The organism is Methylibium sp. Pch-M, from assembly GCF_004136295.1.
In the GTDB taxonomy this organism is placed as follows: Bacteria; Pseudomonadota; Gammaproteobacteria; order Burkholderiales; family Burkholderiaceae_C; genus Methylibium; species Methylibium petroleiphilum.
Map to the genome: position 1 here is coordinate 3028921 of NZ_CP029606.1, position 23208 is coordinate 3052128.

The 23208-nt window shown below is 69.5% G+C and carries 26 protein-coding genes and 1 tRNA gene; 14 read left to right on the plus strand and 13 right to left on the minus strand.

Features of this window, described 5'->3' with window-relative positions:
* Positions 1 to 3 precede the first annotated feature (3 nt).
* Positions 4 to 438: a YeeE/YedE family protein gene (locus C1M51_RS14610; RefSeq protein WP_129450848.1), complete on the plus strand. Its 435-nt coding sequence runs from the start codon at positions 4 to 6 to the stop codon at positions 436 to 438.
* A gap of 11 nt (positions 439 to 449) precedes the next feature.
* Positions 450 to 887, plus strand: coding sequence for a DUF6691 family protein (locus C1M51_RS14615; protein ID WP_129450850.1), 438 nt, complete (start codon positions 450 to 452; stop codon positions 885 to 887).
* Between the two features lie 62 nt (positions 888 to 949).
* Here C1M51_RS14615 and rpoZ read toward each other — a convergent pair whose 3' ends face one another.
* From rpoZ to C1M51_RS14630, 3 genes are read right to left on the minus strand one after another with little or no spacing between them, the layout of a single operon-like run.
* Entirely contained in the window at positions 950 to 1153 is a 204-nt protein-coding gene (gene rpoZ, locus C1M51_RS14620; protein ID WP_011830300.1) for a DNA-directed RNA polymerase subunit omega, read from the minus strand.
* A 32-nt stretch (positions 1154 to 1185) separates the two neighbouring features.
* The gene (gmk, locus tag C1M51_RS14625) at positions 1186 to 1806 is read right to left on the minus strand and encodes a guanylate kinase (RefSeq protein WP_129450852.1); all 621 of its coding nucleotides are present in this window, start codon (positions 1804 to 1806) and stop codon (positions 1186 to 1188) included.
* Between the two features lie 14 nt (positions 1807 to 1820).
* Positions 1821 to 2744: a YicC/YloC family endoribonuclease gene (locus C1M51_RS14630; RefSeq protein ID WP_207207844.1), complete on the minus strand. Its 924-nt coding sequence runs from the start codon at positions 2742 to 2744 to the stop codon at positions 1821 to 1823.
* Between the two features lie 28 nt (positions 2745 to 2772).
* Here C1M51_RS14630 and C1M51_RS14635 point away from each other — a divergent pair, with 28 nt between their 5' ends.
* The 5 genes from C1M51_RS14635 to hemW are packed head-to-tail and all read left to right on the plus strand — an operon-like array spanning position 2773 to position 7295.
* Entirely contained in the window at positions 2773 to 3741 is a 969-nt protein-coding gene (locus C1M51_RS14635; RefSeq protein WP_011830291.1) for a serine/threonine-protein kinase, read from the plus strand.
* A gap of 10 nt (positions 3742 to 3751) precedes the next feature.
* Entirely contained in the window at positions 3752 to 4672 is a 921-nt protein-coding gene (locus tag C1M51_RS14640) for a PP2C family serine/threonine-protein phosphatase (protein WP_011830290.1), read from the plus strand.
* A 10-nt stretch (positions 4673 to 4682) separates the two neighbouring features.
* Positions 4683 to 5408 (plus strand): ribonuclease PH, encoded by a 726-nt coding sequence (rph, locus tag C1M51_RS14645; RefSeq protein ID WP_129450854.1) that lies wholly within the window; start codon positions 4683 to 4685, stop codon positions 5406 to 5408.
* A 10-nt stretch (positions 5409 to 5418) separates the two neighbouring features.
* Positions 5419 to 6045, plus strand: a complete 627-nt coding sequence (gene rdgB / locus C1M51_RS14650) for an RdgB/HAM1 family non-canonical purine NTP pyrophosphatase (RefSeq protein ID WP_129450855.1) — start codon at positions 5419 to 5421, stop codon at positions 6043 to 6045.
* Positions 6042 to 7295: a radical SAM family heme chaperone HemW gene (gene hemW / locus C1M51_RS14655; RefSeq protein WP_129450857.1), complete on the plus strand. Its 1254-nt coding sequence runs from the start codon at positions 6042 to 6044 to the stop codon at positions 7293 to 7295. Before rdgB ends, hemW begins: the two co-directional genes overlap by 4 nt.
* A 17-nt stretch (positions 7296 to 7312) precedes the next feature.
* Here the strand turns inward: hemW and C1M51_RS14660 are convergent, their stop codons facing one another.
* Genes C1M51_RS14660 through C1M51_RS14670 form a run of 3 tightly spaced genes read right to left on the minus strand, consistent with a single transcriptional unit; the run spans position 7313 to position 10032 of the window.
* The gene (locus tag C1M51_RS14660; RefSeq protein ID WP_129450859.1) at positions 7313 to 8401 is read right to left on the minus strand and encodes a chemotaxis response regulator protein-glutamate methylesterase; all 1089 of its coding nucleotides are present in this window, start codon (positions 8399 to 8401) and stop codon (positions 7313 to 7315) included.
* Between the two features lie 55 nt (positions 8402 to 8456).
* Positions 8457 to 9140 (minus strand): chemoreceptor glutamine deamidase CheD, encoded by a 684-nt coding sequence (gene cheD, locus C1M51_RS14665; RefSeq protein WP_129450861.1) that lies wholly within the window; start codon positions 9138 to 9140, stop codon positions 8457 to 8459.
* Between the two features lie 25 nt (positions 9141 to 9165).
* The gene (locus tag C1M51_RS14670) at positions 9166 to 10032 is read right to left on the minus strand and encodes a CheR family methyltransferase (RefSeq protein WP_129450863.1); all 867 of its coding nucleotides are present in this window, start codon (positions 10030 to 10032) and stop codon (positions 9166 to 9168) included.
* A 148-nt stretch (positions 10033 to 10180) separates the two neighbouring features.
* Here C1M51_RS14670 and C1M51_RS14675 point away from each other — a divergent pair, with 148 nt between their 5' ends.
* From C1M51_RS14675 to C1M51_RS14685, 3 genes are all read left to right on the plus strand, one after another.
* Positions 10181 to 10936, plus strand: coding sequence for a GGDEF domain-containing protein (locus tag C1M51_RS14675; RefSeq protein WP_129450865.1), 756 nt, complete (start codon positions 10181 to 10183; stop codon positions 10934 to 10936).
* A 12-nt stretch (positions 10937 to 10948) separates the two neighbouring features.
* Positions 10949 to 11749 (plus strand): MinD/ParA family protein, encoded by an 801-nt coding sequence (locus tag C1M51_RS14680; protein WP_129450867.1) that lies wholly within the window; start codon positions 10949 to 10951, stop codon positions 11747 to 11749.
* A gap of 79 nt (positions 11750 to 11828) precedes the next feature.
* A complete protein-coding gene (locus C1M51_RS14685) occupies positions 11829 to 12239 on the plus strand; it encodes a group II truncated hemoglobin (protein ID WP_129450869.1) in 411 nt (136 codons plus the stop codon).
* 21 nt (positions 12240 to 12260) lie between these two features.
* Here C1M51_RS14685 and C1M51_RS14690 read toward each other — a convergent pair whose 3' ends face one another.
* Together C1M51_RS14690 and radC are read right to left on the minus strand one after the other, a co-directional pair.
* A complete protein-coding gene (locus tag C1M51_RS14690) occupies positions 12261 to 12956 on the minus strand; it encodes a Smr/MutS family protein (RefSeq protein ID WP_129450871.1) in 696 nt (231 codons plus the stop codon).
* The gene (gene radC, locus C1M51_RS14695) at positions 12953 to 13621 is read right to left on the minus strand and encodes a RadC family protein (protein ID WP_129450873.1); all 669 of its coding nucleotides are present in this window, start codon (positions 13619 to 13621) and stop codon (positions 12953 to 12955) included. The genes C1M51_RS14690 and radC overlap by 4 nt, the downstream gene beginning before the upstream one ends.
* A gap of 50 nt (positions 13622 to 13671) precedes the next feature.
* Between radC and C1M51_RS14700 the strand changes: the two genes are divergently transcribed.
* From C1M51_RS14700 to C1M51_RS14715, 4 genes are all read left to right on the plus strand, one after another.
* Complete coding sequence (locus C1M51_RS14700; protein WP_129450874.1) at positions 13672 to 14133, plus strand: peptidylprolyl isomerase; 462 nt, start codon at positions 13672 to 13674, stop codon at positions 14131 to 14133.
* Positions 14133 to 15122 carry a 4-hydroxy-3-methylbut-2-enyl diphosphate reductase gene (gene ispH / locus C1M51_RS14705; protein ID WP_129450876.1) on the plus strand — a complete coding sequence of 330 codons (990 nt, stop codon included), beginning with the start codon at positions 14133 to 14135 and terminating at the stop codon, positions 15120 to 15122. The genes C1M51_RS14700 and ispH overlap by 1 nt, the downstream gene beginning before the upstream one ends.
* Positions 15123 to 15166: 44 nt before the next feature.
* A complete protein-coding gene (serS, locus tag C1M51_RS14710) occupies positions 15167 to 16465 on the plus strand; it encodes a serine--tRNA ligase (protein WP_129450878.1) in 1299 nt (432 codons plus the stop codon).
* 46 nt (positions 16466 to 16511) lie between these two features.
* Positions 16512 to 16602, plus strand: a tRNA-Ser gene (locus tag C1M51_RS14715).
* A 284-nt stretch (positions 16603 to 16886) separates the two neighbouring features.
* Here C1M51_RS14715 and C1M51_RS14720 read toward each other — a convergent pair.
* From C1M51_RS14720 to C1M51_RS14740, 5 genes are all read right to left on the minus strand, one after another.
* The gene (locus C1M51_RS14720; RefSeq protein ID WP_165349699.1) at positions 16887 to 19292 is read right to left on the minus strand and encodes a TonB-dependent siderophore receptor; all 2406 of its coding nucleotides are present in this window, start codon (positions 19290 to 19292) and stop codon (positions 16887 to 16889) included.
* A gap of 63 nt (positions 19293 to 19355) precedes the next feature.
* The gene (locus tag C1M51_RS14725; protein ID WP_242499786.1) at positions 19356 to 20681 is read right to left on the minus strand and encodes a sigma-70 family RNA polymerase sigma factor; all 1326 of its coding nucleotides are present in this window, start codon (positions 20679 to 20681) and stop codon (positions 19356 to 19358) included.
* Positions 20682 to 20763: 82 nt separating this feature from the next.
* On the minus strand, positions 20764 to 21108 hold the full coding sequence (locus C1M51_RS14730) for a DUF3325 domain-containing protein (RefSeq protein WP_129450884.1): 345 nt from the start codon (positions 21106 to 21108) through the stop codon (positions 20764 to 20766).
* Positions 21101 to 22810, minus strand: coding sequence for a PepSY domain-containing protein (locus tag C1M51_RS14735; RefSeq protein WP_129450886.1), 1710 nt, complete (start codon positions 22808 to 22810; stop codon positions 21101 to 21103). The genes C1M51_RS14730 and C1M51_RS14735 overlap by 8 nt, the downstream gene beginning before the upstream one ends.
* 27 nt (positions 22811 to 22837) lie before the next feature.
* A complete protein-coding gene (locus C1M51_RS14740) occupies positions 22838 to 23134 on the minus strand; it encodes an iron uptake protein (protein WP_129450888.1) in 297 nt (98 codons plus the stop codon).
* Positions 23135 to 23208: the final 74 nt, after the last annotated feature.

The following is a 23208-nucleotide window of genomic DNA, read 5'->3' on the forward strand; positions in this document are numbered from 1 at the left end:
GCCGTGAACATCGACTGGAATGCCTACACCCCGTGGTCCGCGCTCGCCGGCGGCCTGCTGATCGGACTGGCCGCGGCGGCCTTCGTGCTGCTGAACGGCCGGATCGCCGGCATCAGCGGCATCGTCGGGGGCCTGCTGCGACCTGCCTGGGGCGATGCGGCTTGGCGCGTCGCCTTCGTGGCCGGCCTGATCGGCGCACCGTTCGTCTACCTGCTGTTCGCCGCACTGCCAAAGGCGCAGATCGACGCGGGTTTCGGCACGCTCGTCGTGGCCGGCCTGCTGGTCGGGGCCGGCAGCCGCTACGGCTCGGGATGCACCAGCGGCCACGGCATCTGCGGTCTGTCGCGGCTGTCGCCGCGCTCGCTCGTCGCGACGGCGACGTTCATGGCCGCGGGTTTTGCCACCGTGTTCGCGGTGCGCCACGTGTTCGGTTTCTGAGGAGCGTCGTCATGCTGATCTTCACGTCCCTGCTGGCCGGCCTGCTGTTCGGCCTGGGCCTCATCGTCGCCGGCATGACCAATCCGGCCAAGGTGATCGGTTTCCTGAACCTCGCCGGCCCGTGGGATCCGTCGCTGGCCTTCGTGATGGCCGGGGCGATCGCCGTGGGCACGGTGGCGTTCCTCGTCGCGCGCCGCCGCGCCGTGTCCCTGCTGGGGACTGCGATGCAATTGCCCACGACCCGCGACATCGATCGCCGGCTGGTGCTGGGCAGCCTGGTGTTCGGCGTGGGCTGGGGTCTGGCCGGGTTCTGCCCCGGTCCCGGACTGGTTGCCCTGGGCATGGGCGAGTTCAAGGCGCTGGTGTTCGTGGCGGCGATGCTCGTCGGCATGGGCGCGTTCGAGCTGTTGGAGCGGCGCCGGCGCATCGCCGCAACCGGCGCCGCCTGAGGCGGGAGCGCCAAATGACGACGGCCCGCCGAGGCGGGCCGTTCGCGAGCGGGCGTGGGGCTTTAGACCGGCACCTTGCGCAGCATCTCCAGGCCCACATGGCCTTCGGCGATCTCGCGCAGCGCGGTCACGCCGGGCTTGTTCTTGCTCTCGACCTTGGGCGCATGGCCCTGGCTCAGCATGCGAGCCCGGTAGGTGGCTGCCAGCACCAGCTGGAAGCGGTTCGGGATCTTGGTCAGGCAGTCTTCGACGGTGATGCGGGCCATGGACGGTGCTCCGGGGAGAGGTGTGAAGAGAATCAGTCCAGGTGCAGAGCCCGGAACACGGCCGCCTTGCTGCGGCGCAGACGAGAGTATTTTAGCCGCTGCGCGTGGACGATGGCTTTCAGGTCGAACAAGGCCGTCTCGAACACCGCGTTGATGACCACGTAGTCGAAGTGCTTTGCCTGGGCCACCTCGAGGCGGGCGTTGGCCATCCGGGTCTCGATGACCGGCGGCGGGTCCTCGCCGCGGCGCTGCAGGCGCTGGAGCAGTTCGTCCCAGCTCGGCGGCAGGATGAAGATCAGCACGGCGTTCGGGAACAGCCGCTTGATCTGCAGCGCGCCCTGCCAATCGATCTCGAGCACGACGTCCTCGCCATCCTGCAATCGCTGTTCGATCGCGATGCGCGACGTTCCGTACAGGTTGCCGTGCACCTCCGCCCACTCGAAGAACGCGCCTTCCATGACCATGGCACGAAAGGTCGGCTCGTCGATGAAGTGGTACTCGCGTCCCTCGACCTCCTGCCCGCGCGGTGGCCGGGTGGTGTGCGAAATGGAGACCGCGAGGTGCGAGTCCAGTTCGAGCAGGGCCTTGACCAGGCTCGATTTGCCGGCTCCGCTGGGGGCCGCAACGACGAAGAGGTTGCCAGGGGTGTCCATCGGGTGTCAGGGCCTCATTCGATGTTCTGCACCTGTTCGCGCATCTGCTCGATCGCGACCTTCATCTCCACGGAGATCTGCGTCAGTTCCAGCGCGGCCGACTTCGAGCCCAGCGTGTTGGCCTCGCGCTGCAACTCTTGAATCAGGAAGTCCAGGCGCTTGCCGAGCTCGCCGCCGGCCTTCAGCAGGCGCTCGATCTCGTCGAGGTGGGCGCCGAGCCGCGCCAGCTCCTCGGCCACGTCGATCCGGATGGCATAAGCCGCTGCCTCGTTCAGGGCGCGTTCCTGCAGGGCCTGCTGCGGCAGGGTCTGCGCAGCACCGCTCGACGCCAGGGCTTCCTGCCAGCGCTCCAGGAAGCGCTGCTGCTGGCGCTGCACCACCTGTGGCACCAGCGGCTGGGCATCGCTCGCCAGCTGCCGCACGCGGTGGACGCGCTGCATCAGCACCACGACGAGCTTCTCGCCCTCGCGCGCGCGCGCCTCGACCAGCCCGGTCACGGCGCGCCGGGCCGCATCGAGCGCCGCGTCGTCGAGCCGCACCGCCGGCGCAGCGCCGCGGCACCACTGCAGCACCTCGTGCACCGTCAGCGGCGGGGCGTTCGGCAGCCACGATTGCACGGTGCTTTCCAGGCGCGACAGCGTGTGCAGTTGCTCGGTCTGCGGCTGAGGCCAGGCGGTGCCGGCGTCGTCCCGCGTCGCGAGCCGCAGCTCGATCTTGCCGCGCCGCAGCCGGCCGGTGATCAGCTCGCGCAGTGCCGGTTCCAGCGCGCGCATTTCGTCAGGCATGCGAAATGCGATGTCCAGGAAACGGCTGTTGACCGACCGCACATCCACCACCACCCCGGCGAACGGACCGTGCCCGCTCTCGCTGGCGTTTTCCCCTGTGGCGGCGGCCCCGGTCGATGCGCTTGCATAACCGGTCATGCTGTAAACTGCCATCGAACTTATCGCATTGCAAAATCCGATTATGTCAAAGCTGAAACCCGCGCCACTGCCTGCGGGCACCGTGGTCGGGGGTTACCAGGTCATCAAGAAGTTGGCGGCCGGCGGCTTTGGTGTCGTCTATCTCTGCGAAGACAGCGAGCGGCGGCTGATCGCTCTGAAGGAATACCTGCCGGCCTCGCTGGCGGAACGCTCGGTGGGCGAACTCACACCTCGCGTCAAACCCGAGAAGCAGCCGCTGTACCGCCTGGGCCTGAAGAGTTTCTTCGAGGAAGGCCGCTCGCTCGCGCAGATCAGCCACCCGAGCGTGGTCTCGGTGCTGAACTTCTTCCGCGAGAACGAGACCGTCTACATGGTGATGAACTATCTGCAGGGCGACACCCTGCAGGACTTCATCGTCACGGCACGCGACCTGAAGCGCGACAAGGTTTTCAGGGAATCGACGATTCGTTCACTGTTCGACGAGATCCTCCGTGGACTGCGCATCGTGCATCAGCACAAGATGCTGCACTTGGACATCAAGCCGGCGAACATCTTCATCACGAACGACAACAAGGCGGTCATGCTCGACTTCGGCGCGGCCCGCGAGGTGCTGTCGAAGGAAGGCAATTTCATCCGTCCCATGTACACGCCGGGTTTCGCGGCGCCTGAGATGTACCGGCGCGATGGCACGCTCGGCCCCTGGACCGACATCTACGCGATCGGCGCGTGCATCTACGCCTGCATGCAGGGCTATCCGCCGAACGACGCGCCGCAGCGGATCGAAAAGGACCGCCTCGGGCTGTCGCTGTCGCGCTTGCGCAATGTGTATTCGGACAACCTGATCGAAGTCACCGAATGGTGCATGTCGCTCGACCCGCTGTCGCGCCCGCAGAGCGTGTTCGCGCTGCAGAAGGAACTGGCGCGCGAGACCGAGCGCCGCTACACCAAGCTCAGTTTCAGCGAGCGGCTGAAGCTGCAACTCGAAAACATCAAGACCGGCGCGAAGGCGTGAGGATCGCCGCATGAGGTTCTCCGTCTACCAGATCAGCCGCAAGGGTGGCCGCGAGAAGAACGAAGACCGCATGGGCTATTGCTACACGCGGGATTCGGGGCTGTTCGCGCTGGCCGACGGCATGGGGGGGCACCCGGAGGGCGAGGTCGCCTCGCAGCTCGCGCTGCAGACGCTGGCCGCGATGTTCCAGCGCGATGCCAAGCCGGTGCTGAAGGACCCGATGCGCTTCCTCCACGATGCCATCATCGCGGGCCATCACCAACTGATCCGCTACGCCACGGAGAAGGCGTTGATCGACACGCCGCGCACCACCATCGTCGCCTGCGTTCTGCAGGGCAACACGGCCTACTGGGCGCACTGCGGCGATTCGCGGCTCTACCTGGTGCGCGGCGACAAGCTCATTGCCCGCACCCGCGACCACAGCTATTCCGAGCTGCAGGACACGATGGCCCAGGTCGTGCCGATGGGCGAACGCTTCAACCGCAATGTGCTGTTCACCTGCCTGGGCAGCCCGGGCAAACCAGTCGTCGACACGGTGGGGCCGCTGATCCTGCAGAAGCGCGATCGCCTGCTGCTGTGCTCCGACGGCCTGTGGGGCAGCATCAGCGACGACACCATCACCGAGCAACTCGCCACGCGCTCGATCTCCGACGCCGTGCCCGAACTGGTCGAGCAGGCCCTGCGCAAGGGTGGTCCGAAGAGCGACAACGTGACCGTGCTCTCGGTCGAGTGGGAGGCGGCGGAGAATGCCGTCCCCGACCAGGCCATATCCACCCAGACCCTGGGCGAGGAGGTGTTTGCCTCCACGATCCAGGCCAGTGTCGGCGCCGGCTCCGGCGAACCCGACGAGCTGGACGAAGCCGAGATCGATCGCTCGATCCGCGAGATCAACGAGGCCATCCGGCGCTCGTCCGAATCCAAGAAGCACTGAAAGGCCCGCCATGGGTTTCGAACGCACGCAAGCCCGTGCAGCGGACGCTTTGCGCCCGCTCACCATCACCCGCCGCTACACCAAGCACGCCGAGGGCTCGGTGCTGATCGCCTTCGGCGATACCAAGGTGCTGTGTACGGCCTCGGTCGAGGAGAAGGTGCCGCCGCACAAGCGTGGCTCCGGCGAGGGCTGGGTCACCGCCGAGTACGGCATGTTGCCGCGCTCCACCCACACACGCAGCGACCGCGAGGCCGCGCGCGGCAAGCAGAGCGGTCGCACGCAGGAGATCCAGCGCCTGATCGGTCGCTCGCTGCGCGCGGTGTTCGACCTGAAGGCGCTGGGCGAGCGCAGCATCCACCTCGACTGCGACGTGCTGCAGGCCGACGGCGGCACGCGCACCGCGGCGATCACCGGCGCCTACGTGGCGGCGCACGACGCGGTGACCTGGTTGCTGGGGCAGGGCAAGATCGGGGCCTCGCCGATCCGCGAGCCGGTGGCAGCGGTCAGCGTCGGCATCGTGCAGGGCACGCCCCTGCTGGATCTCGAGTACATCGAGGACTCCGCCTGCGACACCGACATGAATGTCGTGATGACCGGTGCCGGCCACTTCATCGAGGTGCAGGGTACCGCCGAAGGCGCCGCCTTCAGCCGTGCCGAGATGGACCGGCTGCTGGCGCTGGCCGAGCAGGGCATCCGTACACTGGTCGCCGCCCAGGCCGCGGCGCTGAAGGACTGAGGCCCCCGCCGTGCGCGTGGTTCTGGCCTCCAACAACGCGAAGAAGCTGGTCGAACTGCAGCGGCTGTTCGCCGCGCTGCCGATCGAGCTGGTGACGCAGGGCTCCCTGGGCATCGCCGAGGCCGAGGAGCCGCACCACACCTTCGTCGAGAACGCGTTGGCCAAGGCGCGGCACGCCGCTGCGGTGGCGGGCTGTGCGGCGATCGCCGACGACTCCGGCCTGTGCGTCGATGCGCTGGGGGGCGCTCCGGGGGTCGTTTCGGCCCATTACGCGGCGGTCGTGCTGCCGGCCGCCGATCGCGAGGCACAGCGCGCGGTGCAGGACGCCGCCAACAACGCGCTGCTGCTCGATCGACTGCAAGGGCAGGCGGACCGGCGTGCCAGCTTTGTCAGCACCCTGGTCGCCCTGCGCCATGCCAACGATCCCCAGCCGCTGATCGCTTTCGGCCGCTGGCAGGGCGAGATCCTCGACGCGCCGCGCGGCGAGGCCGGCTTCGGCTACGACCCGCTGATGTTCATCCCCTCGCTCGGCCGCAGCGTCGCGCAGATGCCGACCGACGAGAAGAGCCGCTGCAGCCACCGGGCCCTCGCCGCCCGCGACATGCTCGCGCTGATGCGCGCACACTGGCTCGCGTGAACACGCGAGCCATCGACATCGCGGCGCTGCACCAGCGCGCCGGCACGCTGCAATTGGCGGCATTGCCGCCGCTGGCGCTGTACGTCCACCTGCCGTGGTGCCTGAAGAAGTGCCCCTATTGCGATTTCAACTCGCATGAGTTGACGGCGACGCCCGCGCTCCGGTCCGGCAGGCCCGGGGCTGGAGCGGGCCGTGCGCTCGACGCCGGAGTGGAGTCGCGCTACCTCGATGCCCTGCGCGCCGACCTGGAGGCGGCCCTGCCGCTGGTCTGGGGCCGGCGCGTGGTCAGCGTCTTCATCGGCGGCGGCACGCCCAGCCTGTTCTCGCCCGACGCGATCGGGCAGCTGCTGGCCGACGTGCGCGCCCGGTTGCCGCTGGAGCCGGGCTGCGAGATCACGCTCGAAGCCAACCCGGGCACCTTCGAGCGCGAGCGCTTCCGGGCCTTCCGCGAGGCCGGCGTCACCCGCCTGTCGATCGGCGTGCAGAGCTTCGACGACGCCAAGCTGAAGGCGCTGGGCCGTGCGCACGATCGCGCCCAGGCCCTGGCGGCCGTCGAGGAAGCGCGCTCGGCCTTCGACACCTTCAACGTCGACCTGATGTACGCGCTGCCGGGCCAGAGCCTGGCCGATTGCGAGGCCGACGTGCGGCAGGCGCTCGCCTTCGAGCCACCGCACCTGAGTGTCTACCACCTGACGCTGGAGCCGAACACTCAGTTCGCGTCGCGCCCGCCGGCCGGCCTGCCCGACGACGACACCGCGTTCGGCATGCTCGATCGCATCACCGAACTCACGACCTTGGCGGGCCTCGGGCGCTACGAAGTCTCGGCCTATGCGCGGCCCGGCCATCTCTGCCAGCACAACCTCAACTACTGGCAGTTCGGCGATTACCTGGGCATCGGGGCCGGTGCTCACAGCAAGCTCAGCTTCGCGCACCGCATCCTGCGCCAGACCCGCTGGCGCGAGCCGGCGGCCTACCTGCGGCAGGCGGCGGAGGGCGCGGCGGTGTCGAGCGAGCAGGAGGTGGCGCGCGAGGAACTGCCGTTCGAGTTCATGCTCAACGCGCTGCGCCTGAGGGAGGGCTTCGAACTGGCCCGGTTTGCCGAGCGCACCGGCCTCGCGGTGACCGCGATCCAGCGCGGGCTGGAGGCGGCCGAGGCCAAGGGCCTGATCGAGCGCGATCTCCAGCGCGTCTGGCCGACCGAGCGCGGTTTCGATTTCCTCAGCGACCTGCAGTCGCTGTTCCTGCCGTAGCCCGCCGGGCGTGAAGCTCAGACCCGGTTGAGCGAGAGGCCCGCGGTGCTGCGCAGGCGCTCCAGCAGGTGCGGCGCGATCTGCGTCAGCGGCAGCACCTCGTGCGCCGCGCCGGCCGCGATGGCCTCGCGCGGCATGCCGAAAACCACGCAGCTCGCCTCGTCCTGGCACAGGTTGTAGCTGCCGGCGTCGCGCATCTCGCGCATCGCCTTGGCGCCGTCGGCGCCCATGCCGGTCAGCATGATGCCGATGGCGTTCGGGCCCACGACGCGGGCCGCGCTCTTGAACAGCACCTCCACGCTGGGCTTGTGACGGTTGACCGGCTCGCCGTCCTGCACGCGGGCGACGTAGTTGGCGCCGCTGCGCTCCACGCTCAGGTGCAGGCCGCCGGGGGCGATGTAGGCGTGCCCGGGCAGCACGCGCTCACCGTCGCGCGCCTCGCGCACGCTGATGCGGCACAGGCCATCGAGCCGGTTCGCGTAGCTGGTCGTGAAGCCAGGCGGCATGTGCTGGGTGATCACGACCGCCGGCGCATCGGCCGGCAGCGCCATCAGCACTTCCTTGGTGGCCTCGGTGCCGCCGGTCGAGGCGCCGATGAACACGATCTTCTCGGTCGACAGGCGGCCCAGGCTGGCGGCCGGCGCGGCCGCGCGCGGTGCGCTGGCACCGGGCGCCGGCGACGGCGCCGTGACCAGCTTGCGCACGCGGGCCTGGGCCGCGGTGCGGATCTTCTCGGTGATGTCGGCGCCGAGCTGGCGCAGGCCGTCGGCGACGCCGATCTTCGGTTTGGCGACGAAGTCGACGGCACCCAGTTCCAGCGCCTTCAGCGTGACCTCCGCGCCGCGCTCGGTCAGCGTCGACACCATCACCACCGGCGTGGGGCGCAGCCGCATCAGGCGCGACAGGAAGTCGATGCCGTCCATGCGCGGCATCTCGACGTCGAGCGTGATGACGTCGGGATCGAGGTTGCGGATCATCTCGCGCGCGACGATCGGGTCGCTGGCCGCGCCGACGCAGCTCATGTCCGGTTCGCGGTTGATGATCTCGGTGAGCAGGCTGCGCACCAGCGCCGAATCGTCCACCACCACCACACGGATCTTCGCCATCTTGTTCTCCCTGTTCTTGTGTACTCGATGCACCGTCCTGTCGCCGCCGGTGGGCTCAGAACAGGTCCACCGAGCCCCCACCGCCCGTGGCCGGCAGCACGGCCTTCGCGGCCGCGCGATCCTGTGCCACCAGGGCGTCGGTGTTGGTCGCGGCCAGCCGCTTGACCATCGCCTTGCCGCTGGCCGGGAAGAAGCACACCTTGCGCGGGTAGACGTCGAGCACGTCCTTGCTGACCACCGGGATGCGCTCGGTCTTCAGGTAGTCCAGCACGAAGGCGGTGTTGCGCTCGCCGACGTTGAGCGTGTTCATCCCGCTCACCACCGCGCCGCCGCCGAACACCTTGGCCTCGAGCGTCAGGCGGTTCGCGCCGCGCTTGAGCATCTCGTTGATCAGCAACTCCATCGCATAGGAGCCGTAGCGGCCCGATTCCATCGCACCGCCGCCGTCGGGCAGCATGAAGTGGTTGAGTCCGCCGATGCGGCGTTCGCGGTCCCACAGGCAGGCGGCGATGCAGGAGCCCAGCGTGGTCATGATCAGCAGATCTTCGTCATGGACGAAGTACTCGCCCGGCAACACCTTCACGGCGTCGGCCTTGAAGTGGGCGTCGAAGAAGAAAAAGGAGGCCTCGCCCGGCTTGCGCGGTGCGGCCTTCAGCTGCTCGAGGCGGGAGAACGGGCGGCTGGTGCCGCGCGCGGGGCCGGCGGCAGCGCCTGTGGGCTGGGCGATGGAGGAGAGCATGAGGGCAGGGGCCGGGTCGGGAAATTCAGCGATCCACGCGCTCGTAGACCGTCTTGCCGCGCAGGCGGAACAGTTCGCGCGCGTCGCTGAAGTTCTCGGAATGGCCGACGAACAGCAGGCCGCCCGGCTTCATCACGCGGTGGATGCCTTCGAGCACGCGGCGCTGCGTCGGGTTGTCGAAGTAGATCATCACGTTGCGGCAGAACACGATGTCGAACGGGTCGCCCAGCGCCCAGGCGCTGCTCATCAGGTTGAAGGCGCGGAACTCGATCATGCGGGCGAGTTCGGGCTTCACGCGGATCGAGCCGGCGTTGGCACCCGTGCCGCGCAGGAAGTGCGCGCGCAGCCGTTCGGGGCTCAGGCCGCGCGAGTCCGCGTCGTAGACGCCGCGGCTCGCGGTGGCGAGCACCTTGGTGTCGATGTCGCTGGCGACAAGCTTCACGTTGTGCTGGGCGCCCAGTGCCTCGATGACCGTCATCGCCAGCGAATAGGGTTCCTCGCCGGTGGAGGCCGCGTTGCACCACATCCGTACGGCCTGCCCACGCCGTTGCTGCAGCGCCTGCGTCAGCAGCGGAAAGTGGTGCTCCTCGCGGAAGAAGCTCGTCAGGTTGGTGGTCAGGCAGTTCACGAACTCCTGCCACTCCGCCTCGCCGGCGGGGCCGCTGTGCTGTTCCAGCCACTGCAGGTAGCTCCCGACCGAGCGGTGCCCGGTGTCGCGCAGCCGGCGCGACAGCCGGCTGTAGACCATGGCCTGCTTGCCCGGCTGCAGATTGATGCCGGCACGCTGGTAGATCAGGGCACAGACGCGCTGGAAGTCGGCAGCTTCGAAATCGAACTCGCGTTCGCCGACCGGCGGCGAGGCGGACAGGACGGATGACAGCACGGCGCTCATGAGGGGGCGAGTTCGGGCAGTGGCAGGGGGATCGTCAGGTTTATCGGCGGAAGTCTGGCGCCCTTGAGCGGCCTACCGGGCCGCAAGAAGCCGAGCGGAAGCGGTGCAGTTCGCAGCTTCACGCCCGTGTCGCCCCCGCTAGACTGCCGTGATCGTGAAGCCTTCCCGCCCCGCGCCGCCGGACGCGCCCCTGCCCACCGACGGACTCCACCTCGACACCGCGCTGCAGCTGCTGCAGCGCGCCGGGCATGCGCTGTCGACGGGTCCGCGCGACGCGGCCTGGCTGCAGCGGCTGGTCGACGCGCTGTGCGACCTGTCCAGCCGAGACGCCCTCACTGGCCTGGCCAACCGCCGGCAGTTCGACCTGGCGCTCGAGCGCGAGACCGATCGTGTGGCCCGCTCGGGCGAGGCGGCACTGGTGCTGCTGCTCGACATCGACCATTTCAAGCGCGTCAACGACACCTACGGCCACGCCGCCGGCGACCTGGTGCTGCAGGCCGTGGCGCGCACGCTGCAGGAATGCGTACGTCCGATGGACACCGTGGCCCGCTACGGCGGCGAGGAGTTCGCGATCGTGCTGCCCAACTGCCCACCGGCCTTCGCCCAGGCGGCCGCCGAGCGCGTGCGCCGAGCGGTCGAGGCGCGCACCGTCCCGCTGCCACAGGGCATCACGCTGAGCGTCACCCTCAGTGCCGGCGGCGCGTTCGCGCCGCCATGGGTGCGCTCGTCGGCCCGCCTGTGGACCGAGCGTGCCGACGCCCAGCTCTACCGTGCCAAGGCCGAGGGCCGCAACCGCACGTGCATCGAGCCGACTGCCGTCTCGCTCGTCAGTGCCGAAGAACGCGGCATGCTGTTCTCGCCCAGTCTGCCGATGCCACTCGACGATGCGGCGGCCACCTCCTAACTCCTCATCGCCATGACCACCGCTCCCACCGACCGACCCGCCCCGAACGACGCGCCCCCGCGCGCCCGCATCCTGGCCGTCACCAGCGGCAAGGGGGGTGTCGGCAAGACCTTCATCTCCGCCAATCTCGCGGCGGCGCTGGCACGCCGTGGCCTGCGCGTGCTGGTGCTCGACGCCGATCTGGGCCTGGCCAACCTCGACGTGGTGCTGAACCTGCATCCCAAGATCACGTTGCACGATGTCTTCACCAGCGATGCCACGCTGGAGCAGGCGGTGCTGCCGGCGCCCGGCGGCTTCTCGGTGCTGCTGGCCGGCTCGGGACTGGTCGAATATTCGCGGCTGACGCCCGAGGTGCGCGAGAAGCTGCTCGCGGTGATCGAGGAAGTGACGCCGCGTTTCGACATCGTGCTGCTCGACACCGGCGCGGGCATCTCCGACGTGGTGCTCTATACCGTGTCGCTGGCCGACGAGGTGCTGATCGTCGCCACGCCGGAACCGACCTCGATGACCGATGCCTACGCCACCATCAAGGTGCTGGCGATGCAGCAGTCACGGCGCGAACTGCGGCTGGTGGTGAACCAGGTGCCGCGCTCCGGGGACGGGCGGGGCGTTGCGCTGCAACTGCAGCAGGTGATCGACCGTTTCGTCAGTTCGGCCGTGGACACGCCGGTGCGGCTGGACCTGCTGGGCGAGGTGCCGCTCGACCCCTCGGTCCGCGACGCCGTCAAGAAGCGTCAACTGGTCGTCGAGACACTGCCGGGCACGCCGGCCGCGCAAGCGGTGAGCCAGCTCGCGGCCCGGCTCAGCCCCTGAACCTGCCGCGTCCGCCGGGCGCCGCCGCCGCTGGCGCATGCCGGCCCCGCCCGCCGCAACCGCTATGCTCCGGGCCGAAATGACCACGACCCCTCCTGAATCCACCGCCCCGGCGACGCCCTACGAATGGGTCGGCGGCGAGCACGCCGTGCGCACGCTCGTCGACCGCTTCTACGACCTGATGGACCTGGAACCCGGCTTCCACGACCTGCGCCGCTTGCACCCGAGCACGCTGGACGGCTCGCGCGACAAGCTGTTCTGGTTCCTGTGCGGCTGGCTCGGGGGGCCGGATCTCTACGTCGAGCGCTTCGGCCACCCGCGCCTGCGCGCGCGGCACCTGCCCTATCCGATCGGCGTGCGCGAGCGCGACCAGTGGATGGCCTGCATGGAGCAGGCGATGCACGAGTGCGAACTCGATCCGCTGCTGATCTCGCGGCTCAAGGCCTCGTTCGCCAACACCGCCGACTGGATGAGGAACCGCGGCACCTGAGTGCCGCGCTTCCGCGTCGGCCTAGGGCGTCGACCCGAGCAGCACGACGAGCGCGCCGGCGCCGCCTTCGGACCCGCGCGCCTGCGTGAAGGCCAGCACCTCGGTCTTCTGCACCAGCCAGGTCCTCACCTTGGTCTTCAGCACGGCCTGCCGGCCCGGTGAGCCGTTGCCCTTGCCGTGCACCACGCGCACGCAACGCAGGCCTTGCCGACCGGCCTCGCGCAGGAAGTCGGCGAGCCGCTCGCGGGCTTCGTCCCGGCGCAGGCCGTGCAGGTCGAGATGGGCCTGGATGGCCCAGCCGCCGCGCCGCAACTTCCTGACGACGTCGATGCCCACGCCGCTGCGGCGGTAGGACAGCGCGTCGTCCGTGTCCAGCAGCGACTCCACATCGAACTCGTCGGACAGCGCCTCGCGCAGCACCGCCTGCTCGTCGCGCTGGCGTTGCAGCGGCACGGGCTCCGGCTTGGGCCGCGGCACCGGTGTGCGCACGGCGCGCTTGAGCGGAAACACCGGGCCGACGCTGAGCGCGAACAGGTCGCGCTCACGCCTCAGGCGCGCCTCGGCGGCGGCGTGTTCGGCCTCGCGACGGGCTCGCTCTCGCGCGGCATCCTCGATCCGGCGCTTCAGACCCTTCAGGTCCTTCAGGCTGCCGGCCTCCGGGGCGACTGCCTTTCGGCGCGTCCTGCGCGACCGGTTCTCCGGCGGGGCAGCACTCACAGCAGCCCCCGCTCGGCGAACGACACCACGCCGCCCCGTGCCACCACGAAGTGATCGAGCACCCGCACGTCGACCAGCGCCAGCGCGGCCTTCAGCGCCTGTGTCAGGGCCTCGTCGGCGCGCGAGGGCTCGGCCACGCCGGACGGGTGGTTGTGCGACAGGATCGCCGCCGCGGCGTTGAGTGCCAGCGCGCGCTTGACCACTTCGCGCGGGTACACGCTCGCCTGATTCAGCGTGCCGCGGAACAGCTCCTCGAAGGCCAGCAGCCGGTGCTGCGTGTCGAGGAACAGCACGGCGAACACCTCGTGCGGCTTGCTGGCCAACTGGAGCTGCAGATAGTCCTTCACGGCCTGCGGCGAGTCGAACACCGGCGTCTGCGCCAGCCGCGAGGCCAGGCTGCGGCGGGCGATCTCCAGCACGGCCGCCAGCTCGGCCCGCTTGGCCGGCCCCAGCCCCTTCACGCTGCCGAGCTCGACTGTGTCGGTTGCCAGCAGCCCGGAAAGCCCGCCGAAGCGATCGAGCAGCGCCTGCGCGAGCTGCAGCACGCCCTGGCCCTTGAGCCCGGTGCGCAGCAGCAGCGCCAGCAGTTCCGCGTCGGCCAGCGCCGCCGGGCCGCGGGCGAGCAGCTTTTCGCGGGGGCGGAGGTCGGCGGGAAGGTCTTTCACGGTGCAGTGCGAAAATCCACCCCAGTCTATCGAAGCGAAAGCAAACCTCCGTGGTCAACGCTCAACAGGTCCAGCCGGGGTCCTTCCTGACCCTGCACTACCGGCTCACCGGCCCGGACGGTGCCGATCTGATCAACACCTTCGCCGACAAGCCGGCCACGCTGTCGCTCGGCACCGGCGAGCTGGCGCCGGCCGTGGAGCGGCGCCTGATCGGCCTGGCCGAGGGCGCACACACCACCTTCCAGCTCGCCCCCGGCGAGGCCTTCGGCGAGCGCAACCCCGAACTGCTGCAGCGCGTGGCGTTGTCGGTGCTGCGCGCGCACGGCGACCCCGACGAGCGCTACGGCGTCGGCGACGTGGTGCAGTTCCCCACGCCGGACGGGCAGGGCGCCTTCGCCGGCGTGCTGCGCCAGCTGGGCCCGCCCGAAGAAGACTGGGCGCTGTTCGACTTCAACCACCCGCTCGCCGGCCAGCCGCTGAGCTTCGAGGTGCAACTGATCGGGGTGCTGTGATGACGACGAACGCCAACCCGCCCCATGACGCCGAACGCGGCGTGACCGACGTGCTGCTGGCCGAGCCGCGCGGCTTCTGCGCGGGCGTGGACCGCGCGATCGAGATCGTGGAGCGCGCGATCCGCAAGTTCGGTGCGCCGATCTACGTGCGCCACGAGATCGTGCACAACACCTTCGTGGTCAACGACCTGAAGGCCAAGGGCGCGATCTTCATCGAGGACCTGGCCGACGTGCCGCCCGGCGCCACGCTGGTGTTCAGTGCCCACGGCGTGAGCCGCGCGGTGCGCGACGAGGCCGACGCACGCGGCTTCAGCGTCTACGACGCCACCTGCCCGCTGGTGACCAAGGTGCACGTCGAGGTGGCCAAGCTGCACAAGGAAGGCTACGAGTTCATCATGATCGGCCACAAGGGACACCCCGAGGTCGAAGGCACGATGGGCCAGCTGAGCGAGGGCATCTACCTGGTCGAGGACGTCGACGACGTGGCGCAGGTGCGGGTGACCCGGCCGGACCGGCTGGCGGTGGTGACGCAGACCACGCTGTCCACCGACGACGCGGCCGAGATCCTGGCCGCCGTGAAGCGGCGCTTTCCGCAGGTGCGCGAACCCAAGCAGCAGGACATCTGCTACGCCACCCAGAACCGTCAGGACGCCGTGAAGGTGCTGGCGCCGCAGGTCGACGTGGTCGTGGTGGTGGGCAGCCCGACCAGCTCGAACAGCAACCGCCTGCGCGAGCTGGCCGAGCGCCTGGGCACGCCGGCCTACATGGTCGACTCCGCCAGCGACCTGCGGCCCGAGTGGTTCGACGGGTCCGCCCGGGTCGGCCTGACCGCCGGCGCCTCGGCGCCCGAGCTGCTGGTGCGCGAGGTGATCGAGCGCCTGCGCGAGCTCGGTGCGGTGTCGGTGCGCACGATGTCGGGCGTCGAGGAGACCGTGCGCTTCCCGCTGCCCCTGGGCCTGGGCGACAAGTCGATGGAAGGCGTGGCCTGACGCCGCAACCCTAGAATCGCGAGCCTTTTCCCGCCGCCCCCACCATGCTGGACATCAACCTGCTGCGCAAGGACCTCGACGGCGTCGTCGCCCGCCTCGAGACGCGCAAGTCGCCACAGCCCTTCCTCGACGTGGAGCGCTTCAGCGCGCTCGAGGCCGAGCGCAAGGCCATCCAGACCCGCACCGAGGAACTGCAGGCGCGGCGCAACAGCCTGTCCAAGCAGATCGGCCAGCTCAAGGCCAAGGGCGAGGACACGGCGGCGGTGATGGCCGAGGTGGGCGGTATCGGCGACGGCCTCAAGGCCAGTGCCGAGCGGCTGGAGGTGATCCAGAGCGAGCTCACGGCGCTGCTGATGGCGCTGCCCAACCTGCCACAGGCCGGCGTGCCGGTCGGCAGCGACGAGCACGGCAACGTCGAGGTGCGTCGCTGGGGCCAGCCGCGCACGCTCGACTTCACGCCCAGGGACCACGTGGACCTCGGCGCGCCGCTCGGGCTCGATTTCGAGACCGGGGCCAAGCTGTCCGGCGCGCGCTTCAGCTTCCTGCGCGGGCCGGTCGCCCGGCTGCACCGCGCGCTCGCGCAGTTCATGCTCGACCTGCAGACGCAGGCGCACGGCTACACCGAGTGCTACACGCCCTACATCGTGAACCGCGAGGTGCTCGAAGGCACCGGCCAGTTGCCCAAGTTCGAGGCCGACATGTTCTGGGTCACGCGCGGCGGCGGCGACGACGAGGCCAGCACGCAGTACCTGATCTCCACCTCCGAGATCTCGCTGACCAACAGCGTGCGCGAGCAGGTGCTGGCGGCCGACCAGCTGCCGATCAGGCTCACCGCCCACAGCCCCTGCTTCCGCTCCGAGGCCGGCAGCGCCGGGCGCGACACGCGCGGCATGGTCCGCCAGCACCAGTTCGACAAGGTCGAGATGGTGCAGATCACCACGCCCGAGCAGAGCGATGCCGCGCTCGAGGCGATGGTGGGCCACGCCGAGGCGGTGCTGCAGAAGCTCGAGCTGCCCTACCGTGTGATCACGCTGTGCACCGGGGACATGGGCTTCGGTGCCGCCAAGACCTACGACCTCGAGGTCTGGCTGCCGGCGCAGAACACCTACCGCGAGATCAGCTCCTGCTCCAACTGCGAGGCCTTCCAGGCGCGGCGCATGCAGACCCGCTACAAGACCGCGCAGGGCAAGAACGAACTGGTGCACACGCTCAACGGCTCCGGCCTGGCCGTGGGCCGCGCGCTGGTGGCGGTGCTGGAGAACGGCCAGAATGCCGACGGCAGCATCACCATCCCGGCGGCGCTGCGGCCCTACCTCGGTGGGCTCGAAAGGCTGGTGGCCTGAGCTACAATCCGTGGCTTCGCTAGAGATAGCGGGACCACAGTTTTCCGGAGAGGTGGCAGAGTGGTCGAATGTACCTGACTCGAAATCAGGCGTACGGTATCCCCGTACCGAGGGTTCGAATCCCTCCCTCTCCGCCAAGGATCGTTTTCAGAGCATCGCAAGACATCTCTGAATCCCCCGCAAAGCCCCGTTTTACGGGGCTTTGTCGTTTCTGGACGTCGCACGCCGTGCTTTGACATCCGGTGCTCGCTGGGGGAACAACTGGGGGAACCGGGCACTTTCGCCTGGGGGAACCGCTTCCGAACCCAGTGCCCTTGATCGACGCCGCCTGCAAGAACGCCAAATGCCCCGAGGGTACGGGCCCGTGTTGCCTGCTCCCCGCCAGTCTTGCCGAGTCGACGGCGCCTTCGTTCGAAATGCTTCAGAAGCTGACGCTCAACGACGCGACCACGTTGCGCGGTTCGCCCAGCCCGATGCGGTCCTGGCCGCCGTAGGTGGTCGGGTTGTAGCGCTTGTCGGTGAGGTTGGACACGTTCAACTGTGCGTGGGCGGCATGGCCGCCGAGCCGGAAGTCGTAGGCGACCATCGCGTTCAGGATGGCATAGCCTGCCAGCGTGTACGGGTAGAGCGCGGGATCCCAGGCGCGCTGGGTGCCGAGGATGCTGCTGCGGGCGATCACGCCAGCGCCCGCCTTCCAGCCGCTGCCGTCGAAGCGGTAGCTGCTCCACAGGCTGGCTCCGTGGCGCGGCACGCCCATCAGGCGTTCGCCCTGCAGCGTGTCCGAGCGCGTGTAGCTCACGTCGGTGTAGGCATAGGACGCCACCACGTCCCAGTTGCGCGTCAGGCGGCCGCTCAGGTCCAGTTCGATGCCGCGGCTCGTGGCTTCGCCCGCCAGGATGGTGCGCAGGGGATCGGCCGGATCGGCCATCGTGAGGTTGTCCTTGATCAGCTCGAAGGCCGCCACGGTGACGCCGAAGTCGGGCAGCGGTTCGAGCTTCACCCCCACCTCGAACTGCTTGGACGTCTGCGGTTCGAACAGCGAGCCGCTGGCCCAGTCGAACTGCGACTGCCCGAAGCCGGTGACGTAGCTGGCGTACACCGCAACGGACGGCTGCAACTTGTACAGCAGGCCGGCCCGCCACGTCGCCTTCTTGTCCACCGGATGGAAGCGCGCGGTGTCGAACTGGTAGGTGTAGTCGGAGTGGTCGTAGCGCACGCCCAGCATCACGTGGAAGCGGTCGTCGAGCAAGGCCATCTGGTCCTGCAGGTACAGGCCCGCGTTGCGGTTCCGGTACTTGTAGGGCATGACGGTGTAGTCGAGCCGGTAGGCCTGGTCGTCCCGCCGGGGCGCATGGATGTTCGCGTTCACCACCGTGCCGCCGAAGGCCCAGCCGCCCGAGTCGTAGTCCTCGTCGAACCAGTCGCCGCCGACCAGCAGCGTGTGCTTCACGTCGCCGGTCGCGAGCTTGCCCAGCAGTTCGATGTTGGTCGAGAACACGTCGGTGCGTTCGTTCTCCCAGCCCCAGTAGTCGCGGGTGTAGTCGCCGTCGTCGTCGGCCGCGCCCAGGCCGGTGCCATGCGCCTCGCCCTTGCGTCGCAGCAAGGTCACGCGTTGCTGCACCGTCCAGCTCTCGTTCAGCCGACGCGACCAGTCCAGCTTGAGGGCTGCGCTTTCGTCGCGGTAGTGATCATCCTTGCCGTGCAGGTTGCTGCTGATCGGGATGTCGACCGGGCCCTGTGCATTGCCGATGGTGCCGTAGGTCAAGGCCCAGGAACGCCGGTCCCGCATGTAGTCGAGACCGACGCGGACCGAGGTGTCGGCGTCGGGGCGCCATTCGACCTGCGGGGCGAAGAAGACGCGGCGGTTGTGGGTGTCGTCCTTGAAGCCGTCCTCGTCCTCGAACACGGCGTTCACGCGGTACAGCCAGTCCGATCCGCTGCTCACGGCGCCGGTGGAATCGAGCGAGGTGCGCGAATGCCGATGGGAGCCGACTTCCTGTTCGACGGTGGTCAGCCCCTCCGCCTGCGGGCGCTTGCTGACGCGGTTGATCAGGCCGCCCGGCTCGATGCGCCCGTACATGATCGCGGCGGGCCCCTTGAGCACCTCGATCCGCTCCAGGCCGGCCGTCTCCTTGGGCGAACGGGAGAAGTCCTTGACGCCGTCGAGGTAGGTGGCGCCGTAGCTGTCCACCGAGAAGCCGCGGACCGTGAAGGCGTCCATGGTGTTGCCGTCGGGGCCGTGCTGCTGGTAGACGCCGCTCACGTTGGCCACCGCATCCTTCACGCTGCGAACTCGCTGGTCGTCCATCAGCTCGCGGCTCACGGTCTGCACGGAGACCGGCGTGTCCATCAGCGGCGTGTCGGTCTTGGTGGCCGTCTGCGAGCGCGTGGCGCGATAGCCTTGCACCGGGCCGGTCGCCGTCTCGCGCGCGGCGGCGGTGTTCGCACGCACGTCGGGCAGCAGGATCGCGGCATCGCTCGGCGGAAGGGCCGGAGGGAGCGGCTCGACCACCAGCGTCGTGCCGTCGATACGGCCTTGCAGGCCGCTGCCGGCCAGCATCGCGTTCAGTGCGGTCCGCGGATCGGCGGCGCCCTCGACGGCACGTCCCTGCCGCCCTCGCACGAGTTCGGCCGGCACCAGCAACTGCAGCCCGGCCTGGCGCGCCAGGCTGGCCAGTGCCTGATCCAGCGGTTGCGCGGCCAGGCTGTAGCCGGACACTTGCGCGAGGGCGGCCGGTGCGGCCAGGGCACCGACGCCGGCCAGCATCAGGGCGGCAGCGGCGCGAGCGACGGGTCGGCGAAGCAGGGCAGGACGGGGCGTGGACATCGGGTCTCCGGTCTTCGAAGTGGATGGGTTCGAAGACATAGACGTCGCAGCGCCGGAAATCCCTCACCGCCGCCGGATCAGCAGCGAACCGTCCTCCTGCGGATCCAGCCGCACCGGCAGGTGGCGCGGCAGCAGCTCGAGCCACTCGGCCGTTCTCGCCAGCCTCACGCGTGCCAGCAGCACGAGCCCTGCAGCGTCGGGCGACACGTGCAAGGCGCGTCGGCTGTAACGCGCCAGCCGTGCAACGGCCGCGGCCAGTGGCACGGATTCGAAGTCCAGCCAACCGTGGCGCCAGGCGGCGATCTCGCCCGGTGCGGCCGCAGCGTGCACATCGATGCGCCTTCCGACCCGCGCCAGCTCCCCGGCACCGAGCACGCGCTCTTGCCCATCGACCGATCGCACGCCCACGCGGCCTTCCTCGACGGCCACCAGCACGTCCGGGCCGTCGATCTCCACGCCGAACCGGGTGCCCAGCACCGTGATGAGCGCGCCCTGTGCCTCGACGGCGAAGACCCGTCCGGGCTCACCGTCCTCGCGGGCGACCGCGAAGAACGCACTGCCGCGCAGCAGCCGGACGCGGCGGCGAGAGGCGTCGTAGGCGACCTCGGCGTGGCTGTCGGCATCCAGCGTCACATGGCTGCCGTCCGGCAGCGTCTGGTCGAGCCGTTTGCCCACCAGGGTCGCCAGCGTGGTGCTGAATCGAGCGCTCGCCTCTCGCCAGGCTTGCCAGCCCAGCGTGGCGCTGCAGCCCACGCCGACCAGCCCCAGCAGTGCAGACAATGCCTTGCGACGGCCGCGCGGTGTCCGCTGCACATCACCGGCCACGGCCGGCTGGCCTTGCCACCGTTCCATGGCGGTCCGGACATGGTCCCTGGCGATCCGCATGTCGCGCTCGATGGTCTTGAGCGAGACCCCGTGGCGCTGTGCCAGTTCATCCTGCCCGACGCCGTCGAGCCGGTGCGCCAGGAAGCACGCGCGCGCGCGCTCCGGCAGCTGCAGCAGGGCCCGGTCGATCGCCAGCAGCGCCTGGCGATGGGCATGCGCATCGGCCACGTCCGGCGTCGACGGGCCCTGCTGGTGCTGCGGGGACCGCAGTTCGTCGTCATCGATGTCGCCCGGCACGAGCCACTGCTTCGTGCGTTGATCGCGGCGTTGCCGATCGAGCACCAGGTGGGTGGCCACGGCGAACAGGTAGGCGCGCGGATGGTCGATGGCCGCCGGAGTGGCCGTCGGCTCCAGCGCGGCTTCGGCCTGCGCGATCCGCAACCACGTGTCGTGCGCCAGTTCGTGCACGTCTTCGTGATGGCCGGCGCGCCTCGACAGGAAGCGCAGCAGCGCGGCGTAGTGATCGTTGAAACTGCCCAGCAGCGACAGCGTGGAAGTTGTCATGGCCATGGATGGGGCCGACGGGGCCGGATACAGCGTGCCGAAACGCTTGTTCAGGGCGAACGCCGGGTGTTCCTGTTCGCGCTCAGGCCTTCCGCGCCGCCGAGGCGTCCCGCTTCTGCATCCACGGCAACAGCGGCGTCATCCACCGCGGTCGCCAGGTCAAGGTGAAGGCGACGACCAGCGCTGATGCGGCCAGCGACATCACCCACACCAGCGAGGCCATCGACGCGTGATCCACGCGCAGGCACAGCAGCAGCGACCCGAGCAACGCGGCGCCGCCCAGCACGCGCAGCCCGATCACCGTGCGGCGTGGCAACGGCTGCGCGCCACGCACCTGCTCCCAGTGCCTCTCCATCGACAGCGCCAGCCAGGCGAAGCCGGCGGTGCAGCACAGCAGCGCGAGGGCACGCAGCAGGACGTCAAGCACGGGCCACCTCCGCTGGCGAGCCGGTCTCGGAGGTCTCGTCGCGCGGGCGTCCCGCGATGCCCGCGCCGCGCTCGCGCCGGCGCAGCCGGCGCGCCGCCACGACGGCCACCAGGGCGCTGGCGAGCAGCGTCAGGTCGAGGCCGGCCACGGGCCAGTAGCCCGTGCCGATGGTGCGCACCAGATGATCGCCGGTGGTCGCCCAGTTGAGCAGCATGGCCGCGACGGCCAGCGCCGCGATGGCCCAGCATTGTTCGCGCCACGCCGGGGCGATCCGCGCCTGCAGCACCGGCGCCGTGCGCCAGAAGGCGTGCGCCATGGCCAGCAGCCAGGCAGCCCAGAACGAAAGTTCTTCCCAGTGGCCGCGCCGCGGCAGCTCGGGCGGCAGCACGCGGTTGGCGACCAGCATCGCCAGGGTCGCCACCAGCATGCCGGTGACGGTGGTGACGGCCAGCGCGTCGACCCAGCGCGAACCGGTGACGCCGGCCTTGGCGTGCTGCTTCTTGCGCTTCTCCACGAAGAACAGGAAGCCGGTGGCGATGCACACGCAGCCGCACAGTCCGCCCAGCACGTAGAACCAGCGCAGCAGCCAGTGCTCGAAGTGCTGCAGGTGCAGGCCGGTCAGGAAGTCGTTGACGCTGCTCACCGCCGTGGGCACCGGGTCTTCGCGGATCACGCGGCCGCTGCTGGCCTCGAAGTGCACGCCCTGGCCCACCAGCGTGACGCGATCGGTCCCCGCGCGGAAGATGCTGACGTAGCCGTTCCTGTCGCCCAGGTGTTCCATCGTCAGCAGGCCCACCTCGCCCGGCATGTCGTTCGCGGCCCAGCGGCGCCGGGCCTCGGCCACCATCGCGTCGACCGAGGCCAGCGGCGCCGCGATGCCCGCCGGATCGTGCGGCAGGCCGGTGCGGGCGGCCTTGGCGGTCTCGTGGGCCTTGGCCAGTGGCTTGAGCATCGTGTCGCTCACCGGCAGGTAGATGCCGGCGAAGATCACCAGCCCGGTGAAGGCGAAGAAGAAGTGGAAGGGCAGCGCGACCACGCCGGTCAGGTTGTGCAGGTCGAGCGCGCTGCGCTGCGTGCTCTTCTTCGGACGGAAGGTGAACAGCTCGCGGAAGATCCTGCGGTGCATCACCACGCCGCTCACCAGCGCGGCCAGCATCACCAGCGCCGCCAGGCCCACCACCCAGTAGCCCAGGTCCAGCCAGTGCAGGTGCAGGCTGTAGTGCATGGGGTAGAAGAAGTTGCTGCCGATCTTGAGCTTGTCGTCGTTCAGCACCCGGCCGTTGCGCGGGTCGATGGTGGCCCAGCCGTGCACGTGCTGGTGCTCGTCGGAAGCGTCCTTCGGCTGGTTGGGAATGGCGAACTCGCCGCCGATGGCCAGCACGGGGTCGCGGTGCGTGGTGTAGGCGTAGAGGGAGGCCAGCGCGAGCGTGTCGGGGTGCGGGATCTCGCCGACCACGCGCGCGGCCGTGGCGGCCATGTCGTCGGGGTGCGCCCGCAGATCGCGGAAGACCGGCGCGAGCACCTGGTCGTACGAGGGCATCGGTTGCGGCTGGAAGCGCGTCTCCGGGATCGCCCAGCGATCGATCTCGCGGTCGAACACCGACAGCGAACCGAAGAAGAAGCAGGCCATCAGCACATAGCCCAGCACCAGGCCGAACCAGGTGTGCAGCCACGTCATCGAGAGGCGGAACGAGGAAAACATCGGGCAGGTCTCCGCAGGGCGCCGGGTTCAGAGCAAAGCCTTACTCAGCCACCAGGCGGCGGCGGTCATCACGGCCCCGCCGCCGGCCAGCACGGTCCAGACGCGGACCAGGCTCGCGGCGGCGAAGGCCCAGCAGAACGCCACCAGGAACACGATGAAGGCGAGCAGCATCGCCAGCTTGTAGGCCTCGTCGTAGGGCATGCCCAGGCTCACCAGCCCGGTGATGCCGAGCGAGACGAAGCCCCACACGAACCACCAGCCGCCGAGCAGGCCGGCGAGGATGCGCGACGCGACGTGAGGGAAGGAAAGGGCCGTGGTGCTCATGCGCGGGTGCCGGGGTCGACGGGAGGAAGGAGGAATCGCAGCATCGGAACTATATGCGAATAATTCGCATTTAT

Excerpts from the sequence above, each read along its gene's own strand:
- C1M51_RS14615 (WP_129450850.1), top strand. The coding sequence starts at position 450 with ATGCTGATCTTCACGTCCCTGCTGGCCGGCCTGCTGTTCGGCCTGGGC.
- rpoZ (WP_011830300.1), bottom strand. The coding sequence starts at position 1,153 with ATGGCCCGCATCACCGTCGAAGACTGCCTGACCAAGATCCCGAACCGC.
- gmk (WP_129450852.1), bottom strand. The coding sequence starts at position 1,806 with ATGGACACCCCTGGCAACCTCTTCGTCGTTGCGGCCCCCAGCGGAGCC.
- C1M51_RS14630 (WP_207207844.1), bottom strand. The coding sequence starts at position 2,744 with ATGGCAGTTTACAGCATGACCGGTTATGCAAGCGCATCGACCGGGGCC.
- C1M51_RS14635 (WP_011830291.1), top strand. The coding sequence starts at position 2,773 with ATGTCAAAGCTGAAACCCGCGCCACTGCCTGCGGGCACCGTGGTCGGG.
- C1M51_RS14640 (WP_011830290.1), top strand. The coding sequence starts at position 3,752 with ATGAGGTTCTCCGTCTACCAGATCAGCCGCAAGGGTGGCCGCGAGAAG.
- rph (WP_129450854.1), top strand. The coding sequence starts at position 4,683 with ATGGGTTTCGAACGCACGCAAGCCCGTGCAGCGGACGCTTTGCGCCCG.
- C1M51_RS14660 (WP_129450859.1), bottom strand. The coding sequence starts at position 8,401 with ATGGCGAAGATCCGTGTGGTGGTGGTGGACGATTCGGCGCTGGTGCGC.
- cheD (WP_129450861.1), bottom strand. The coding sequence starts at position 9,140 with ATGCTCTCCTCCATCGCCCAGCCCACAGGCGCTGCCGCCGGCCCCGCG.
- C1M51_RS14670 (WP_129450863.1), bottom strand. The coding sequence starts at position 10,032 with ATGAGCGCCGTGCTGTCATCCGTCCTGTCCGCCTCGCCGCCGGTCGGC.
- C1M51_RS14680 (WP_129450867.1), top strand. The coding sequence starts at position 10,949 with ATGACCACCGCTCCCACCGACCGACCCGCCCCGAACGACGCGCCCCCG.
- C1M51_RS14685 (WP_129450869.1), top strand. The coding sequence starts at position 11,829 with ATGACCACGACCCCTCCTGAATCCACCGCCCCGGCGACGCCCTACGAA.
- ispH (WP_129450876.1), top strand. The coding sequence starts at position 14,133 with ATGACGACGAACGCCAACCCGCCCCATGACGCCGAACGCGGCGTGACC.
- serS (WP_129450878.1), top strand. The coding sequence starts at position 15,167 with ATGCTGGACATCAACCTGCTGCGCAAGGACCTCGACGGCGTCGTCGCC.
- C1M51_RS14720 (WP_165349699.1), bottom strand. The coding sequence starts at position 19,292 with ATGTCCACGCCCCGTCCTGCCCTGCTTCGCCGACCCGTCGCTCGCGCC.
- C1M51_RS14725 (WP_242499786.1), bottom strand. The coding sequence starts at position 20,681 with ATGACAACTTCCACGCTGTCGCTGCTGGGCAGTTTCAACGATCACTAC.
- C1M51_RS14735 (WP_129450886.1), bottom strand. The coding sequence starts at position 22,810 with ATGTTTTCCTCGTTCCGCCTCTCGATGACGTGGCTGCACACCTGGTTC.
- C1M51_RS14740 (WP_129450888.1), bottom strand. The coding sequence starts at position 23,134 with ATGAGCACCACGGCCCTTTCCTTCCCTCACGTCGCGTCGCGCATCCTC.